The organism is Flavobacterium sp. JP2137 (genome assembly GCF_050562195.1).
Lineage (GTDB): Bacteria > Bacteroidota > Bacteroidia > Flavobacteriales > Flavobacteriaceae > Flavobacterium.
Map to the genome: position 1 here is coordinate 1,513,161 of NZ_CP191647.1, position 17,641 is coordinate 1,530,801.

Below are 17,641 nucleotides of genomic sequence, written 5' to 3' on the forward strand. Positions count from 1 at the left end.
TGTTTTGCAAATAAAAGCTCGATTTTTGAGCGTAGATTTTAAAGATAAAATACTTCCGACTACGATCCGACGCTGTAGCGCGGATTCCGGGAAGTCAAATTAAATTTTAAGTAATGAAAAATGTAATTATTACGGGCACAAGCAGGGGAATAGGCCTGGAAATGGCCTTGCAATTTGCCGCAGAAGGACACCGAGTATTGGCCCTTTCGCGAAAGCTTGCGGATGAATTGGCGGGCAATGAAAACATTGTTTGCTTGTCGGTAGACATTACCAAAGCGGCCGATCTCCAGCTGGTCAACGACTATATTCAAAAAAACTGGACGCACGTAGACATCCTGATCAACAATGCTGGAGCTATCGTCAATAAGTCCTTTGAAGACATTAAGGCGGAGGAGTTTGAATACGTATATCGCGTAAACGTATTTGCCGTAGCCTCGTTGATTCAATTGTGTTTGCCGTATTTAAACAACGGAAGTCACGTGGTGAGTATCAGCAGTATGGGCGGAATCCAAGGCAGCATGAAGTTCCCTGGACTTGCGGCCTACAGCTCGAGCAAAGGCGCCGTGATTACCCTGTCGGAACTCCTGGCAGAAGAGTATAAAGAACTGGGTATTTCGTTTAATGTAATCGCTTTAGGCGCGGTGCAAACCGAAATGTTAGACGAGGCATTTCCCGGCTATTTAGCTCCGGTAGACCCGCAGGAAATGGCGGAATACATCGTGCATTTCGCACAAAATGGAAACAGATATTTTAACGGAAAAGTACTGCAAGCTTCGAGTACAACCCCATAAAAGCAGCGCGTAGTGGAAGAGGTATTGGCACCTTATTTACCGGAAAATGCCCTGACAGCAGCCTTTGAATTGATCAAACAACATCAGATCCATTTAAAAATCGTCAACGAGCGAGCCACTAGACACGGCGATTACCGCAAGACCATTCACGGACAACATCAAATTACCGTCAATGCCAGCTTGAATAAATACCGCTTTCTGATGACGCTGATTCACGAAATCGCACATCTGGTGGCCATCGAACAGTACGGAAGCCGTATTAAGCCCCATGGTGTAGAATGGAAAATGACTTTTCAGCGGTTAATGCTGCCCTTTATACGGCCCGAAATTTATCCCAGCCAATTGTTGCCCCTGTTGGCCCGCCATTTTAGAAACCCATCGGCCAGCAGCGATACCGATGCCGCGCTTTCCATAGCGCTTAAGCAATTTGACGATAAGAATTCCTCGGTCTTCTTTATTTATGAAGTGCCTTTGGGAAGCTATTTTAAGATTGCCAATGGAAAAGTTTTTAAAAGAGGTCCTTTGCGCGTAAAACGATTTGAATGTTTAGAGGTAGATTCGGGAAGAATGTATACATTTAAGCCCAATGCAGAGGTAGAACTCCTCTCCGCATACATCAATAAAAAATAAATTTATGAGCAGTAATTATTATGCTGTAGTGATGGCAGGTGGTGTTGGTTCTCGGTTTTGGCCGGTGAGCACACCCGAGTTTCCAAAGCAATTTCACGATATGTTAGGTACTGGCGAAACCCTAATCCAAAAGACGTTTTCCAGACTAGCCCAATTGATACCCCAAGAAAATATTCTGGTGCTAACCAATAAGGCCTATAAGGATATCGTCATGGAACAATTGCCTTCCGTAGACCAGAATCAAGTGATTTTGGAACCGGATATGCGCAATACCGCTCCGTGTATACTGTATGCTGCCATGAAGATCAAAAAGAGAAATCCCAATGCAGTAATGTTGGTGGCACCGAGCGACCATTGGATTGAAGACGAGGTACAATTTGTGGCCAATTTGCAACGCACCTTTGATATTTGCGAGCGCGATAACGTATTGATGACTCTGGGTATTTTGCCTACCTTCCCCAATACGGGTTACGGCTATATCGAATTTGATAAACTCGACAGCAGCCAAGTAAAAAAGGTCGTGCAATTCAGGGAAAAACCAGACTATGTTACGGCGCGCAAATTTATTCAAAGCCGACATTTCTTGTGGAATTCCGGAATATTTATCTGGAGTGTATCGGCTATATTGGAAGCCTTTAGCCAATTTCAACCCGAAATGATGACGTTGTTCGAAGGCGGAGAAGCCTTTTATAACACCGATCGCGAACAGGATTTTATAGGAGAAAATTATTCCAAGGCAGAAAACATATCCATCGATTACGCCATCATGGAAAACGCGACCAACGTGTTTGTATTGCCCGCTACTTTTGACTGGAACGACCTCGGTACTTGGGGGTCACTATATGAAAAACTACCCAAGGATAGCGGCGATAATGCCATCATCAATGCGCGCGTAGTCATGGACAACGCAACCAACAATATCGTGCGAACCGAAACCGACAAATTGGTCGTCATCGACGGGCTCCACGACTATATCGTTGTCGATAAAAAAGATGTATTGCTGATCTATCCCAAGAAGAAGGAGCAAGACATTAAAAAAATCTTGTCCAAAACCGAACAGCTCTTTCCCAAGGAAAAAGACTAAAGCGCAAACGGGTCCAAATGAGGGCTCGTTTTTTTTTATAGGAGGAATTGTGGCGTGGCGCTAAACGAGCACAGCAGCGAAGGCGATACGCCATACAACAGCCTGAGGCAGCCTATGTCAAACACAGGCTAGTGGTGGGCTATACCCTCATTCGCGAAGAACGGCTAGCTTTTAAATTGCCGTAGTCGCTGTTCTTAGCCTGCGAAAACGCTTTGATAACGTTCGAGGAACAGGCCGGCGACATCGCTGCGTTTTGCCATAAAAAAAAAGGCCGTTTCACGTGGTGAAACAGCCTTGATTTAAACTATTTTAAGAATAATAACTAACATTGTTAAAAATACACTTTTTATTTACAATATAGCTGTTTATTTTATTTTTTATTAGTATCCATTTGCAAACTCACACGTCTTATTTCTTTAAACAGCTCCGAAGAGTACACAAAGTCTACGATATCCTCGTTTTCTGTGCGCAAAATTTCTTTGTGCGTGCCCGTCCAGGCCAAGACCCCATCCTTTAAAAATACGATGTTTTCACCGATTTCCAAAACCGAGTTCATATCGTGGGTGTTGATTACCGTGGTAATTTGGTATTCATGGGTAATCTCTTGAATTAAGTTGTCGATGACGATCGCCGTTTTGGGATCCAATCCCGAATTGGGTTCGTCGCAAAACAAGTATTTCGGATTGTTGACAATCGCTCGGGCAATGGCCACTCGTTTTTGCATCCCGCCTGAAATTTCAGAGGGCAGTTTTTTATTGGCACCTTCTAAATTGACCCGGTCAATCACCTCATTGGTGCGCATCATGATTTCCTTGGTGGTTTTTTTGGTAAACATCCGCAGGGGAAAAGCGATGTTTTCCTCTACGGTCATCGAGTCAAAAAGCGCACTTCCCTGAAAGACCATACCGATTTCCGTTCTCAATGTTCGCTTGTCGTCTTTGGATAAATCCGAATACACGCGGCCGTCGAAGATGATTTTTCCCGTATCGGGTATATGAACGCCCAAAAGCGTTTTGAGCAAGACCGTTTTTCCCGAACCACTTTGACCGATGATCAGATTGGTTTTTCCCGTTTCAAAAGTGGTGCTAATACCCTTTAAAACCTTTTGTCCGTCAAAGGATTTTTCAATATCTTGAACTTCGATCATTTGCTTAAGAGTAATTGCGTTAATATATAGTTGGTCAAAATAATGGCCACACTGGTCCAAACGAAAGCCGTAGTACTGGCTTTACCCACTTCCAAAGCACCACCACTCATATAATATCCGTAAAAAGAGGGAATCGTACCCAGTAAAAATCCAAAAAGAGCCGTTTTGATAAAGGCGTATACGATGTGAAAAGGTATAAACTCATCTTGCAATCCGGTAATGAATTCCTCTGAGGTTACAAAGCCACCGGCTACACCGGCAACCCATCCTCCCAATACACCCAAAAACATACTGATTCCGATGACAAAAGGATAGAGCGACAAGGCCACCAATTTAGGGAAAACCAAGTAGTTTAAAGAGTTGATTCCCATAACTTCTAAGGCATCTATCTGTTCGGTTACCCGCATGGTTCCAATGGTAGAGGTAATAAAAGACCCCATTTTACCCGCCATGATAATGGATATAAAGGTTGGGGCAAACTCTAAAATTACCGACTGTCTGGTAGCAAAACCAATCAGGTATTTCGGAATTAGAGGATTGGTCAAGTTTAAGGCGGTTTGTATCGCTACTACACCACCGACAAAGAAGGATAGAAAAGCTACAATCCCCAAAGATCCGATGATGAGTTCATCGATTTCCTTAAAGATTAATTCGCGCATAACACTCCATTTGGTAGGCCTGCTAAAAATCTCTTTTAGCATGATGAAGTATTTTCCTATTTGAGTTAAGATTTGTCGAATCATAAATTTTAAATAATGGCTAAATTACCAATTACAATTGAGTTTCTGCGTATTGAAATTAAAAAATGACTTAGAATAGCTTGGATTTTATTTTTCCCCAACGATACGCGCGTATAAAACGCCCTTGCTCTTCGGTCACCAAATAGGTTTGTTTTTGGTTTTTAGCTTGGAAGTACCCGCGTATATAGTCAAAAAAGAGCGCGGGGCGCTTCTTTTTTAAGGCGAGTTTTGCCGAGGCTATAGCGGTAATGGCCAACCCGTAGTGCAAGCGGTAAAAGGATTCCCCCTGTTTATACCGGGCGGTTTTGTCGTAATTCGCACCGGTGGGTTTGAGGTGTTTAACCCGTAATTCCGGTAGGGTAATCACCCGCCAATGGTAAAAACGACACAGCAACTCGTCGACGGTATCCCAGCCCATGGCCGGTTTTAATCCGCCCATCTGCTCAAAAAAAGTGTGTCTATAGGCTTTAAAAGCCCCGCGAATATGATCTTGGTCCGTGAGGTTTTCCAACACCCATTGGCCGTTTTTTTCGATATAGGCAAAGCCGCCCACCATACCGGCTTTGGGATCGCGCTCAAAAACCGCCAGCACCTTTTCAAAGTAGTCCGGAGGTAAAATTAAATCGGCATCCAACTTGACAACCACCTCGGGAATCCCGTCCAAATGCGCATAACCGGCCTGAAAGGCCTGTACGACTTTGCTGCCCGGCAGGTGAATGCGGTCGGAGGTAAGGCGCACCAAGTCGATCGTGGGATAATGTGCCTGATACTCCCGCACCACTGCCGCCGTCTGATCGGTGGAATTGTCGTCCACCACGATGATTTGTTCGGCCACGCGCGTTTGCGATACCAAAGATTGCAAAGTCAGGCCGATATAGGCTTGTTCGTTAAAGGCGGGAATAATCAAACAGTACTTCATCCTTTTATTTTTTCGGCATAAACCATATAGTAACGCGGCGTAAAGAAGCGCAATAGCGGGCGTATACCCAATTTTCGCACCGGATTTGTCCACTCTTGACGGTCTACGATCCGATAACCCGCTTTTTCGATCAACCAATCGAATTGCCAACGCTCAAATTCGTGATAATGGCGGTCTCTCATATCGGTTTTGCTGCGGTAAGCCGGGCTAAACCACAGGCGAAGGGGAACCGACAAGATGATTTTGTCCGCGCTACACTGTTTTAGAACCGTATACGGATTGAGCAAATGCTCAAAAATTTCAAAAGCCGTTAGGACGTTGTAGTCGTTTTTGAGCAAGGCGCTAAAATCCTCATCCAAATCCTCTCCCTGGGTGTTGCGCACGCGAAATCCCCGATCCAGCATCTGATTGGAAAGCGGATTGGAAATTCCTAAGTCGAGTATCTTATCCGATTTCGACAGGTGCTTTTCTATAAAATCCAAGGTAATTTGGAATCGTTTCGCGGGGTAAGTATGTTCGTACATATAGTTTTATAGAAGATGTTGCAGATACAAAGTTAAAAAAATTAGTCGTTTACCGTTTTTAGAAAGTATATTTGTATGAATAATTAGGTGTGATCCATGGGTAAAAAAATTTCGACCAAGCAAGCCATACTCTTTACGGTAATTAATTACGCCGGTGTGTTGATTGGAGTCGTTTCTACCGTCTTGATTTATCCGAGAAATAAAGAGCTGCTGGGCATCATTCGATATGTCGAAGCCTGCACGCAAATCATGTTTCCCATCTTGGTCCTGGGCAGTACCCACGCCTTAATCAATTTCTATCCCAACCTCAACGCAAAGTTACAACAGAAATTGTTTGGCTTTAGCCTGCTTTCTATTTTTAAGCTGGCCGTAGCCGGATTTTTAGTGTTGTTGCTGAGCACCAACTTTTCGTGGACCCCCTCGATGGACTATATTTGGATGGGCTTTGTATTGGCGATTTTTATGGCCTATATCGAATTGTTTCGCCGACAAGCAACCAACTTGCAAAAACTAGCCGTGCCCACCTTATACGAAAAAATCATCCCCAAAGTGGTTTTGCCCGCGCTCTTTCTCCTGGTGTTGTTCCAGCAAATCGAGCGCGATTCAGCCCTGTGGATGTACGTGTTTTCCTTTGGTGTTATAGCAGCATTGGTCGGCTTTTACGTCTATAAGAAATTTCCGTTTAAAATCTACAGCCAGTTCGACGATTTGTTTGCGCAAATCGACAAGCGTCAATATTACTCCTACAGCCTTTATGCCTTTGCCGGTAGTTTTGGCTCTTTTTTTGCCTTTCGGGTCGATTCCTTAATGATTCCCGAATTCATTTCCTTCGAAGCCAACGGGACCTACAATATTGCCGTAACCCTGGCGTCGGCGCTGTCCATTCCCGCCATGGGCGTATTTGCGCTTTATGCCCCGGTCATATCCGATTTTATCAAAAGGGAACAATGGCAGGCGTTGAACCAAAAGTACAAGGAGGTTTCCAAAACCCTGTTTTTTATCGGTGCCCTGTTGTACTCCTGTATCGTAGTGGGAATAGAACCCCTTTTTAAGATGATGCCCACTTACGACAACCTGGCCCCATCCATACCGGTTATTTTGCTGCTGGGCGTCAATGTGGTTATCAATATGTCTACGGGATTCAATACCGAAATCATTTCGTACTCCAAGTATTACCGCTTTAATCTCGTGTCTATTTTGAGTTTGATGGTGCTCAATGTGGCCCTCAATGTCTTGTTGCTCACCCAAACGGATTTGGGCATCATCGGTGTGGCCTATGCCTCGCTGTTTTCGCTCACGCTCTTCAACGCGGCCAAGACCTATTACATTTACAAAAAAATGCAATTGCTGCCCTTTGACTGGAATTTCTTTAAAATGGCGGCCTTGTTTGGCAGCAGCTTGCTGGTGGTGTATAGCTTGCCGTTAAGCGGAATACACGGTATCGACTTTGCGCTAAGAGTGTTTTTGATTTTGACGGTCAATACCGCCGTGCTGTATCTCAGCCCCTGGTGTCCGCCAGTAAAGTATTGGATCCGTCACTTCATGGCCAAATACTTCTAAACATTTTTTGGAGCAAGTCGGCATTGCAGCCTGCGACGACTGCCGCCCGCTATCCGTTGTATCTTGGCCTTTGCTAGCGCTTCGGCCAAGGATGCCACTGCTATCGGGGCTAATACAGCAGTGCTGCATCGTCGCGAAGCAGAGCTTTGCCCATGAAAAAGGCGCAGCTGCTCGTCGCTACCGACAAACACTGCGCCTATATAAAAGATAGCCCGCATATTGCGAACATTTAGTTTGCTATAAAGTTAAAATTGATACACCATCGCGTTGATGTTCATACCGCCGCCTACCGAGGCAAAGAGAATCACATCGCCTTGCTGAAATTGGTGGTTAACCATCTCGTGGCGCATAATCATATCAAACAGCGTAGGTAAAGTAGCCACACTGCTGTTGCCCAACATGTGAATACTCATCGGCATGATGTTCGAAGGCACCTCGCGATCATATAATTTATAAAAGCGCGAAACTATGGCTTCGTCCATCTTTTCATTGGCCTGATGAATGATAATCTTCTTGATTTGGTCTATGGCTACACCGCTTTTGTCCAAGCAGTTTTTCATGGCCTGAGGCACCTGTTGCAGGGCAAATTCGTAGATTTTACGACCGTGCATTTTGATGTAGCGCGTGTCGGGATCTAAATCGGTGTTATACGATTTTCCGAAAAACAAATAAAAGGCTTCCTCGTATGTAAACGAGCCCGTTTCGTGAGCCAAGATGCCACCGGCTTCCTCGCTGTATTCGTAGACCGTTGCCCCAGCGCCATCGGCGTAAATCATCGAATCCCTGTCGTGTAAGTCAATAACCCGCGAAAGCGTCTCCGCCCCAATGACCAAGCACCGTTTGGCAATACCCGCATCGATAAAAGCCTTGGCTTGTATCGAGCCTTCAAGCCAGCCCGGACATCCAAAAAGCACGTCGTAGGCCACGCAACGCGGATTTTTTATGCGCAAATTGTGTTTGACACGCGCCGCCAAGGTAGGCAGCAAATCCGTTTGTATAGCCCCTTTTTTAACATCGCCAAAATTGTGCGCAAAGATGATGTAATCCAAGGTTTCGGGATCGATCTGAGCCGTGGCAATCGCTTTTTGCGCCGCGTAAAACCCCATGTCCGAAGTCAATTTGTCGTCGTCGATATAACGCCGCTCTTCGATGCCCGTAATCTCCTGGAGTTTTCTAGCAATAACCTCGTTGGAGTGTTTTAAGGCTGTTCCGTTTTCGTCCCGAAAATCGAACTTTTCGAAATCTTTATTGGTAACCGCGTTTTTTGGGACAAAGCTCCCCGAACCTATTATTCTTACACTCATGTTTTTTATTTGAAATTTAGTAACTAACGCGGAAAAGAACTGTTAATTGTGGGTAGCTGAAACCTTGTTTTTTACTGCCTCTACATATAAAAGTAGTAATTAATTTTTAGTTGGTAGACAAAGACGCTCCTTTTTTCTAGCGCACTTTTTTTTATATCCGTTATTTTTTCTCCCAATCAAGGCTAACTGACAGTCTATTAGGGTACTGTTGGCTCACGGCCTTCGTTTTCTATTGTATAGGAATACGTTATAATTTATGAAATATTTTAATAAAATCCAAACATTTATTGGATTTATTCCAATTTATAGCGTGCTCCCCATTTGTTAAAAATTGTCAATGCCAAACATAGTACTTATTAAGACTGATTAAAAATAAAGTTAATGAAAAATTATGTTTTAACCAGATTAACCAATAGTTTTGCATTATAATTATTAAGACTAAATAAAAACAATACAGATGAAAAAAGTGAAAGGCAGCATTTTCGCAATGCTATTTACCGGGGCTTTAGCCATTTCTTGCGACAAATCAGACGATAATACGCCGGTGGTTCCCATCGAAAAAGGACAAGAGCGCTATGTCATTGCAGCAGTGCCGGTAGAGTTCTCCGATACCGCCGATTATCTATTGACCGCAGAATCCTTAGACAGCGGTAGTATCTCTACCAGCGGTAACGGAATTGAACAAGACGGTTACCGTTATTACTTAACGGTTAAGAACAAATTCTACAGCATGCTATACGGTCAGGGCGGACCAGGAGCCGTAACGACCTATGCCTTAAACACCAACGGTAAACTGCAGAAAACCCACGACTTTGTAACCGAAACCGTACAGGTAATTGCCGAAGCCAATGGCGATATTATGCTGTGCAAGGTTCCGCGCTCGGGTCAAACAGAAGCACAGTGGTTTCAGGTGAGTACTGCGGCCAATGAAATTGTCAACCGCGGTGCCATAGACATCGTAGAATTGGCCAACAACGGCGAAAGAGCCCATTTTACCGGTTTTACAATGATGGGAAATAAACTCATTGCGCCATATATGAGTATACGCGGAATCGCGGGTGGCGATGTTTGGGGAACCGCTCACGCCAATAATTCTTGGGCTGCGGTTTATGACTACCCGAGCATGAAACTCGAAAAAGTGATTACAGACGACAGAACCAGTTATTTGGGCGGTTACTACCTCAACGGTTTGGAGCGCGATGAAAAAGGCGATGCCTATGGATTTTCATCAGCTAATGTCAAAGGTGATCAAGATCAATTGCTGACCACAAAACCGTCGGCCATCGTTAAAATAGACCGGAATACGGTAGATTTCGACAAAAACTACTTCTTCGACCTCGAACAGGTTTCCGGTGGTTACTATATTGTCGGCTTTAAATATGCGGGCAATGGGAACTTTATTGCGCGCCTGATTCAAGATAAAGCCGCTACTAACGACGAAATCAAATTTGCCGCAATCAACGTATACGCCAAATCCTTTAAATGGGTAACGGGCTTGCCCAATAATCTAAAAGATAGCGGGTTCGCCACCAAAGGCGATTATGCACCTATGGACGGTAAAACCGTTTACGTCGGTATCAACGCCGCAGAAGGGGCCTTCGTCTATAAATTTGACGCCGCAGCAGCAACGGCTACCAAAGGTCTGAAAGTGGAAGGTGGTAGAATCACTGCAATTTCTAAAGTTTCGGCAGAATAGTTTCTAAAATCTATTAAAGGCAAAACAACTCCCAACGGGTTGTTTTGCCTTTACTACACTACAAACAGACTAAAAATAACAGTATGAAAAAACGGATACAATGGATGGCTTTCCTGATTTTAACGGCGATTCAAATGGGTTTTGCTCAAGAACGCCTAACCATTTCGGGCCGGGTAACCGATCAAGATGGCGTGGCCGTAGCTAAGGTGCTGGTGGTTTTAAAAGAGAACAACAAGTTTTCCGAAACCAACAGCCGGGGAGAGTACCTCTTTGCAAATGTCAAAAATGGCGACTTTACCCTAGAGGTGAACGACATGGGCTACTACGGCTTTACCAAAAAAATAGTGGTCAAAGACGGCAGTGTAGTCGCATCGATTCAGCTGGAATACAAAGTGAATGCCCTTTCGGAAATCAACATCACCGCAAAGGATCAAATCCAACAGATCAAAGAAAAAGCCTTTAATGTGGCCGTGATCGATGCCGTTAAGTTGCACCACACCACTATGGATATCGGACACGCCTTAAACAAGGTATCGGGTATGCGGGTGCGAGAAAGCGGCGGCGTGGGCTCTACGATGAATTTCTCGATGAACGGCTATGGCGGAAATCAAATTAAATTCTTTTTGGACGGCATCCCCATGGATCACTTTGGCTCGGCTTTTCAGCTCAATAACATACCGATAAACCTGGCCAAGCGCATCGAAGTATACAAGGGAGTCGTTCCCGTCGGACTCGGGTCCGATGCCCTGGGAGGAGCCGTCAACATCATTACAAACAACTACAGCAAAACCAGTTTGGACCTGTCGTACTCCTACGGCTCCTTTAATACCCACCGTTCAAATGTCAATTTTATCTATGCCGCCGACAACGGCTTTTTTACACAAATCAACGCCTTCCAAAATTTTTCCGACAACGACTATAAGGTCAAAGTGGATTTATACGATTTAAATTCGGGAAAACTCTTGGAAAAAGGCGCGCGAGTTAAGCGCTTCCACGATCAGTACCACAACGAAACCTTTGTCGGACAAGTCGGGTTGATCGACAAAAAGTTTGCCGATAAAATAGCCTTCGGGATCACCTTGGGGCAAAGCTATAAGGAAATCCAAACCGGAGCCCGTATGGAAACGATTTTCGGCGGATTGCACCACCGGGCAAATATCGTGATGCCCTCCTTCGTCTATCAAAAAAAGAATTTCCTGCTTCACGGCTTGAGCTTGAATGTCAACGCCAATTACAATTTGGGTACAGAGCAAAATATAGACACCTTATACCGCAGATATGGATGGACAGGAGACTATATCGACTACAAATTGCAAAACAAAAAAGCAGGAGGCGAACGCGATTATTCGATGTATAAATACAAAAACAACAACGGTATGCTCTCCTCGTCTCTGCAATACCAGTTGGGAGAACGCCATGGTTTTGCCCTGAGCAATACCCTGAACTTCTTTAACAGAAAGGGAAGTGACGAATTGTTTCCAGAAGCGGACAAATACGAACAGCCCGCCAAGACCACCAAGAACATATCGGGTTTGAGCTATCAATTTGTACCGAACACCACTTGGAGCGCCTCGGCCTTTGTCAAGTATTACAATCAGGTCAACAAATACAGCCAATCCTATAATCCCAGTGGAAAATGGGGCGATATCGCCTATGAGCAGTTCGAAAAAACCTACGATGAATACGGCTACGGCCTAACCGCTTCCTATTTTATTCACGACAACTTCCAACTGAAAGCCTCCTTTGAAAAAGCGATCCGACTACCCGATAATTCGGAGATTTTCGGCGACATGATCAACATGATCGGCGACGTCAACCTGCGTCCTGAGATCAGTGACAACTACAATTTTGGCTTTAACCTCCAATGGCCACTTCACGACCACCGACTGCTATTCGATACCAATTTGTTCTATAGGGATTCCAAAGATTTTATTAGACAAAAATTGGACTTTAAAGAAAATTACCAAATGTCGGAAAACCTTGCCGCCGTAATCAATTACGGAATCGAGGCGGAGTGGCGCTATTTGTACAAAGATCAGCTTTCTGTCGGAATCAATGGTACCTATCAGAAAATGCTCAACAACACCCCGTTTGTCGAAGGCGTGCAAAGCCTCGTCTATAAAGACCGTTTGCCCAATGTTCCCTATTTATACGGCAACGCAGATGCCTCCTATACCTTCAAGGATTTATGGGCAGGCAAAAGCGACAACCTGAGTTTCGGATATTCGATGATGTACATCCATGAATTTTATCTGCTATGGCCCAGTCAAGGCGATAAAAACGACGGTAAGCGCCTGATACCCGAGCAACTCACCCACGATTTAATCGCGACCTATACCCTCGGCGAAAAAGAGAAATTTCAATTCACCATAGAGTGCCGCAATCTCGGCGATAAAATGGTCTACGACAACTTTAGCCTACAAAAACCCGGTAGGAGCTTTTCGGGAAAAGTGCGTTACTTCTTCTAAGCGATAACACCCGAGCAAAATAAGGGATACCTTCTATTTCCCACTATAAATCCCTTCCTGGGAAGAGTAAAAAAAAATGCTAGACCGATACGTCTAGCATTTTTTATGGAGCGGGGTCACCGCAAATAACCTCGGTATTGCATCAAATCTTATACGTAAAGGAGATTGTGGCAATGCGGCTGTCTAACTGGTACACCTTGTCGATTCTAGCCTGCGCGGTATAAGACGATATCTCGTAGTTACGCGTTCTCAAAACATCGGTTACCGAGAGTTTTAAGGTGCCCTTTTCCTTGAGTAGCTGCTTGGATAGCCCCAAGGTTAAATCGAAATGAGCAGCCCGTTCAAACAGGCCGATATTGGATTTGGCATGGTATTGCCCGTTGGCTTCTGCCTGCAAGCCTTCAACGAGCTGAAACGAATTCTGAGAACTCACGGTAAAGGTGGCGCGTTGCGTATCGATCCGCTGATCCAAATAACTTCCCCGGTAGCGGTTTTCGAATACATTCAATAAATTACTGCTCGTCCACCACGAATATACGCGCACCGAACTGCTGATGTTGATGCCGTAATTATAGGAGTTGTCGAGATTTTTCTGAGTCGATGCCGTGGTGTTGGTCGCGGAATCGTAATCGAATACCGAGGTCATCACGTCTTGGGTCTGACTCCAATATAGCGCAATCATAAACCAATTGCCCCAGCTGTATCCCAGTTCGGTCGAATGGCTGATCTCCGGAATCAAGTCGGAGTTCCCATACCAGTAGTTAAAGGGGTCGTCGTAAAACCTAAAGGGGTTGAGGTCAAAGTGACTGGGGCGGTTAATGCGTTTGCTGTACGAAGTGTGCAGGGAATGCTGTTCGCTGAATTCGTATTTCATCGATAAACTCGGAAAGAATTTGGTGTAGCTATCCGCATTTCGCTGCTGTAGCGCACGTTGTTCACCATCGATATCGGTGTATTCCATACGAATACCGGCTTGCAGCTGGAATCTGTTTGCTTGGTACTTATAATTGACATAAGCCGCGTGGATTTGCTCTTTAAAGACAAAGTGATTGGTGGTGTTGGGGTCTAAAACCCAGTGTCCGTCTTCCTCAAATTCGTAGGTTGTCGGGTTGTCGTTGGACTTGATGCTGGATTTCCATCCGATTTCCATATCGTGGTGCGCATTCCACGGGATGGTAGCGTCTAGGGTGACATCCCAAACCTCTAAGGCAGACGGGATTTGACCCCGCCTGTTTCGCAACGCTACGGTCGATTCGGGGTCGATGTGTAGGTAGTTGGCCCTTTGAAGTTGGTTGGAATGAAAGCTGTTGTTTTTGTATAAGACATCAAAGTTGAGCAAGCCGCCTTTTTCGTTAAACTGATGGCGTCCGTTGATGCTGTAGCTCAGGTCATTCCACGATTCCCTGTTGTGGTTTTGCGTTAGGGCATCGGTGAGCAGCTGGTCGGCGCCGTTGTAAAGGGTATTGCTGCCACGGACTATATTTTCATAACGACCGAGTTTGGCATCGACCAAAAAACCGAGGTGGGTTTTTGGGGTCAGGGCGTATTCGGCGCCGATTTTAAAATTATTCGAAGTCAGTGGTTCATCGGTCGTATTGTATTGCTGCGTCTTGCTGTCGAGTAGGGAAGCCTGGCTCGGGTGATAAAACGTTTGTTCAAATGTTTTTCGCTCTTCTTCGCCTCTAAAGGTGTAGCTGTAGTCGCCAAAGAGACTAAACCGCTCTTGGGCGTAATTCAAGCTAAAACCCGAGTTGGTTCTGTTCTTTCTCCCGCGTCCGTAATTGCTAAAAACAGTACCGCTTAGTCCTGTCAACTGCGCGCTTTTAAGCACGATATTGACGATGCCCGCATTTCCGGCAGCATCGTATTTGGCAGAGGGATTGGTAATGACTTCGATGTGTTTGACAGCGCTAGAGCTGGTGGATTTGAGCATATTGGCCAAGTCCTTTTGGGAGAGGTAGGTCATTTTACCGTTGATCATGACACTGACACCGCTTTTTCCGCGTAGGGAAAGGGTACCGTCTTGTCCTACCACTACTCCAGGAGCCCGTGACAAGAGGTCTAAGACATTGCTGCCTTCAGACAATACGCTGTTTTCGACATTAAAAATCATTTTATCGGATTTCTGAGTAAACAGCGGCTTCTTGGCCGAAATAATCACTTCGCCAAGCTGGGTGTTTTGCAGCGCTATCAGGCTGTCTAATTGCGCTTCGGTCTGCCCATAGCTGCATAACGACAGCAGTGATAAGGCCAGGATATAGTTGTTTTTCATGAGGTAACGGTTTGAGTGGACTTCTTTTTTTTCTTTTTTCGTCCCCACCAAACTAGAAAACCGGTGATGGGTAGGGAGGCGCAAATCAGACTGGATACAAACGCCAATATTTTTCCGCCAAATCCCAATATTCCACCGACGTGGATGTCGTAATTGGCTCCGACCACCTTTTCGGCAATGGTCTGCTCGTGGTAGGGGCGGTTAAACAACAGCGCTCCCGAATGCTCGTCGAAGATGAGCAAGTGGTTGTCGTAATAGGTAAAAGGACTGTTTTTGACGTATATGCTCAAATTGTCGTGGTGGTGGTCGCTGTTTTCGTGGTCTTCCAAATCCAACCCAAAAGACGCTGCATCCGGGTAGTGATACCGCACTTTTTCAATGATGTCTTCAATGGTTTGCGGTGTCTCTTGAGATTCGGGAGCAGTGGTCTTGTAGTGACTGAAATCCGGATAGGCGGTGGTTCCGCCAGACAGCAGCATATACACGCCGGTAGTCATTACGCGGAACGACAAGAAAAGCCCCGTAATGGCTACGATAAAGGCAATTAAGGAGCAGTAAAATCCCAAGATGTTATGCACGTCGTAGTTTTTTCGCTTCCAGCCCTTGACGTTTTTCCAGCGAAACCAAAACCGCTGCTTCGCCGCCTTTTTGTTTTTGGGCCACCATAAAACGATGCCCGTTATCAACATCACGGTAAAGATGATGGTCGATATACCGACAATTAAACTTCCAACGCCGCCATTGAGCAAGAGCGATCGGTGCAGTATCATCGTAAAAAAGAAGATGTTTTCGCGTATGTTATACACCCCCAATACCTCTCCGGTATAGGGATTGACATAGGCGTTTTTATAAATGAGGTAGGTGTCGAAGTAGTTCCAGCCCTTTCGATTGGTTTTGTGAAAGCCAAATTGATACGACTGGTGCTTGTCTATCGGTATGGTCACATCCTCGGAAGTGATTTCTTCCTGCACCTGGGCATTGACCAAGCGCTGCAATTCGTAAACTGAAAGTGGTTTTTTGTGCTCGATGTCTTTTTCCCCGTGATAAATGACGTGACGTCTGGTAAAATGCGTGATGTCTTCGTTAAAAACGTAAATCGCACCGGTAATCGATACGATAAAGACGACGATTCCAGAGAGTAAACCCAACCACAAATGCAGTTGACCCACTATCTTTTTGGTCTTTTGTTTCCAGCTGAGCGGTTGTTGTCGTGCCATTTTAAGGTTGAGGTGTTTGAGTGAGGGTATAACCGAGTTTTTCTGCCTTTTTTAAATGAATGGCGGCGTCGGTTTTTCCGTCGATTTTCAGGTGGTATTGGTATAGGGAATACTGGGCGTTAGCACTGCGGGGATGGCGTTCTGCGTTTTCCATGAAATAGCGAAATGCCTGTTCGAAATGGTTGCTGCGCAACAGATAGTGTGCTACCCGGTCTACGTAAACCTCTGTGGGATGAAACGGAAAGTGGAGCTCCTCGCTGAGTTTTGCGTAGGTAGCGGCAATCAGCTCGGGTTGGTCTGCTACGGATTTGATGTCGATTTGATGGCCTTTAAAAATATAGCGCAGCCCGTCCAAATTGCCGATCAACGGTATGGAACCGTGGTCTTCCTGCGCGTATTGCTGGTAATTCCAGGTCAAGTTTTTTAGCGTACCCAGTTCCAAGAGTGCCCGAAATTTTTTAATCGCGTTGAAGTGCACTTCGAGTTTGCCGCTTTTAAAAGTGTCTCCCGCCTGAGTGAGGAAGAGTTTACTATGGAGTAAATCCGCGTGTGAGGCTTGCTCAAAGCGTTGTAACAGCAGTTCCTGGTCATACCAAATACTGGGGTCGTGTACGACGTAGGCCTGAAACATTTTGGTGTGGTTCAATAGGGCGTTTAAGGCGGTGATACCGCCGTAGGAATGGCCGATTAAAATTTTGTAATCGTCGGTTCGGTATTCGCGCTCGACCCAGGCAAAAAGCTCTTCCTTTATAAAGGAAAAGAAGCGGTCATTACCACCGGAATTGAGCGAATCCGGCTTTTGAGTAGCTCGATCAAGAGTAACGCTAGGGGTGAGGTCGCGCGAGCGATGGGTATTGACAATACCTACGACAATCAATTCTGGAATAGCGGCATAAGGTCCTTGTGACAGTTTTTCGACATACCCGCTGAGGTAGTGAAAATGGCTTTCCGAGTCCAAGAGATAAAGCACGGGATAAGTGGTTTTTTCGAGATTGGAATTGCGGTATGAAGGCGGCAGGTAAACTTGAATTTGCCGGTCTTCTTCGAGTATGCGCGAGCGGAGTATTCGGGTTTCACCTATGCCGATGATTTCCTGCGCAGTGACCGGTGTTAGGGAAAGGATAATAATAAGTAGGGTGATAAATGGATTTTTTTTGAGGGAGAACATGGTTTCGTATAACGTAGAAATAGGTTAATAAAAACACAAATATAATCATTATTTATAATTAGTCTAAATAAATACGGATTAAAAAGTCAAAAAAATAAGGGCCTCGATTGAAGGCCCTTAA

Annotated in this window: 14 protein-coding genes; 6 read left to right on the plus strand and 8 right to left on the minus strand. The window is 45.1% G+C overall.

Annotated features, from left to right (window positions below; translation table 11 throughout):
* Nucleotides 1–113 precede the first annotated feature (113 nt).
* From ACQZ43_RS06465 to ACQZ43_RS06475, 3 genes are read left to right on the plus strand one after another with little or no spacing between them, the layout of a single operon-like run.
* Nucleotides 114–791 carry an SDR family NAD(P)-dependent oxidoreductase gene (locus ACQZ43_RS06465; RefSeq protein ID WP_430615135.1) on the plus strand — a complete coding sequence of 226 codons (678 nt, stop codon included), beginning with the start codon at nt 114–116 and terminating at the stop codon, nt 789–791.
* 12 nt (nt 792–803) lie between these two features.
* Nucleotides 804–1,421, plus strand: coding sequence for a SprT-like domain-containing protein (locus ACQZ43_RS06470; protein ID WP_430615136.1), 618 nt, complete (start codon nt 804–806; stop codon nt 1,419–1,421).
* Between the two features lie 4 nt (nt 1,422–1,425).
* A complete protein-coding gene (locus ACQZ43_RS06475; protein ID WP_430615137.1) occupies nt 1,426–2,505 on the plus strand; it encodes a mannose-1-phosphate guanylyltransferase in 1,080 nt (359 codons plus the stop codon).
* A 370-nt stretch (nt 2,506–2,875) separates the two neighbouring features.
* On the opposite strand, the gene ACQZ43_RS06480 is transcribed toward ACQZ43_RS06475, so the two are convergent.
* The 4 genes from ACQZ43_RS06480 to ACQZ43_RS06495 form a co-directional block, all read right to left on the minus strand.
* Nucleotides 2,876–3,652, minus strand: a complete 777-nt coding sequence (locus tag ACQZ43_RS06480; protein ID WP_430615138.1) for an ABC transporter ATP-binding protein — start codon at nt 3,650–3,652, stop codon at nt 2,876–2,878.
* On the minus strand, nt 3,649–4,395 hold the full coding sequence (locus tag ACQZ43_RS06485; RefSeq protein WP_430615139.1) for an MlaE family ABC transporter permease: 747 nt from the start codon (nt 4,393–4,395) through the stop codon (nt 3,649–3,651). The genes ACQZ43_RS06480 and ACQZ43_RS06485 overlap by 4 nt, the downstream gene beginning before the upstream one ends.
* Before the next feature lie 67 nt (nt 4,396–4,462).
* A complete protein-coding gene (locus tag ACQZ43_RS06490; RefSeq protein ID WP_430615140.1) occupies nt 4,463–5,311 on the minus strand; it encodes a glycosyltransferase family 2 protein in 849 nt (282 codons plus the stop codon).
* Nucleotides 5,308–5,835, minus strand: a complete 528-nt coding sequence (locus ACQZ43_RS06495; protein ID WP_430615141.1) for a methyltransferase — start codon at nt 5,833–5,835, stop codon at nt 5,308–5,310. The genes ACQZ43_RS06490 and ACQZ43_RS06495 overlap by 4 nt, the downstream gene beginning before the upstream one ends.
* 96 nt (nt 5,836–5,931) lie before the next feature.
* Here ACQZ43_RS06495 and ACQZ43_RS06500 point away from each other — a divergent pair, with 96 nt between their 5' ends.
* Nucleotides 5,932–7,395 carry a lipopolysaccharide biosynthesis protein gene (locus ACQZ43_RS06500; protein ID WP_430615142.1) on the plus strand — a complete coding sequence of 488 codons (1,464 nt, stop codon included), beginning with the start codon at nt 5,932–5,934 and terminating at the stop codon, nt 7,393–7,395.
* A gap of 245 nt (nt 7,396–7,640) precedes the next feature.
* On the opposite strand, the gene ACQZ43_RS06505 is transcribed toward ACQZ43_RS06500, so the two are convergent.
* Nucleotides 7,641–8,699, minus strand: a complete 1,059-nt coding sequence (locus tag ACQZ43_RS06505; RefSeq protein ID WP_430615143.1) for a 3-oxoacyl-ACP synthase III family protein — start codon at nt 8,697–8,699, stop codon at nt 7,641–7,643.
* Between the two features lie 457 nt (nt 8,700–9,156).
* Between ACQZ43_RS06505 and ACQZ43_RS06510 the strand changes: the two genes are divergently transcribed.
* Nucleotides 9,157–10,395: a DUF4374 domain-containing protein gene (locus tag ACQZ43_RS06510; RefSeq protein WP_430615144.1), complete on the plus strand. Its 1,239-nt coding sequence runs from the start codon at nt 9,157–9,159 to the stop codon at nt 10,393–10,395.
* An 83-nt stretch (nt 10,396–10,478) separates the two neighbouring features.
* A complete protein-coding gene (locus tag ACQZ43_RS06515) occupies nt 10,479–12,863 on the plus strand; it encodes a TonB-dependent receptor (RefSeq protein WP_430615145.1) in 2,385 nt (794 codons plus the stop codon).
* A gap of 142 nt (nt 12,864–13,005) precedes the next feature.
* Here the strand turns inward: ACQZ43_RS06515 and ACQZ43_RS06520 are convergent, their stop codons facing one another.
* The 3 genes from ACQZ43_RS06520 to ACQZ43_RS06530 are packed head-to-tail and all read right to left on the minus strand — an operon-like array spanning nt 13,006 to nt 17,520.
* Nucleotides 13,006–15,135: a TonB-dependent receptor domain-containing protein gene (locus tag ACQZ43_RS06520; RefSeq protein ID WP_430615146.1), complete on the minus strand. Its 2,130-nt coding sequence runs from the start codon at nt 15,133–15,135 to the stop codon at nt 13,006–13,008.
* The gene (locus tag ACQZ43_RS06525; RefSeq protein WP_430615147.1) at nt 15,132–16,352 is read right to left on the minus strand and encodes a PepSY-associated TM helix domain-containing protein; all 1,221 of its coding nucleotides are present in this window, start codon (nt 16,350–16,352) and stop codon (nt 15,132–15,134) included. The genes ACQZ43_RS06520 and ACQZ43_RS06525 overlap by 4 nt, the downstream gene beginning before the upstream one ends.
* A gap of 1 nt (nt 16,353) precedes the next feature.
* Nucleotides 16,354–17,520 (minus strand): alpha/beta hydrolase, encoded by a 1,167-nt coding sequence (locus ACQZ43_RS06530; protein ID WP_430615148.1) that lies wholly within the window; start codon nt 17,518–17,520, stop codon nt 16,354–16,356.
* Between the last annotated feature and the right edge of the window lie 121 nt (nt 17,521–17,641).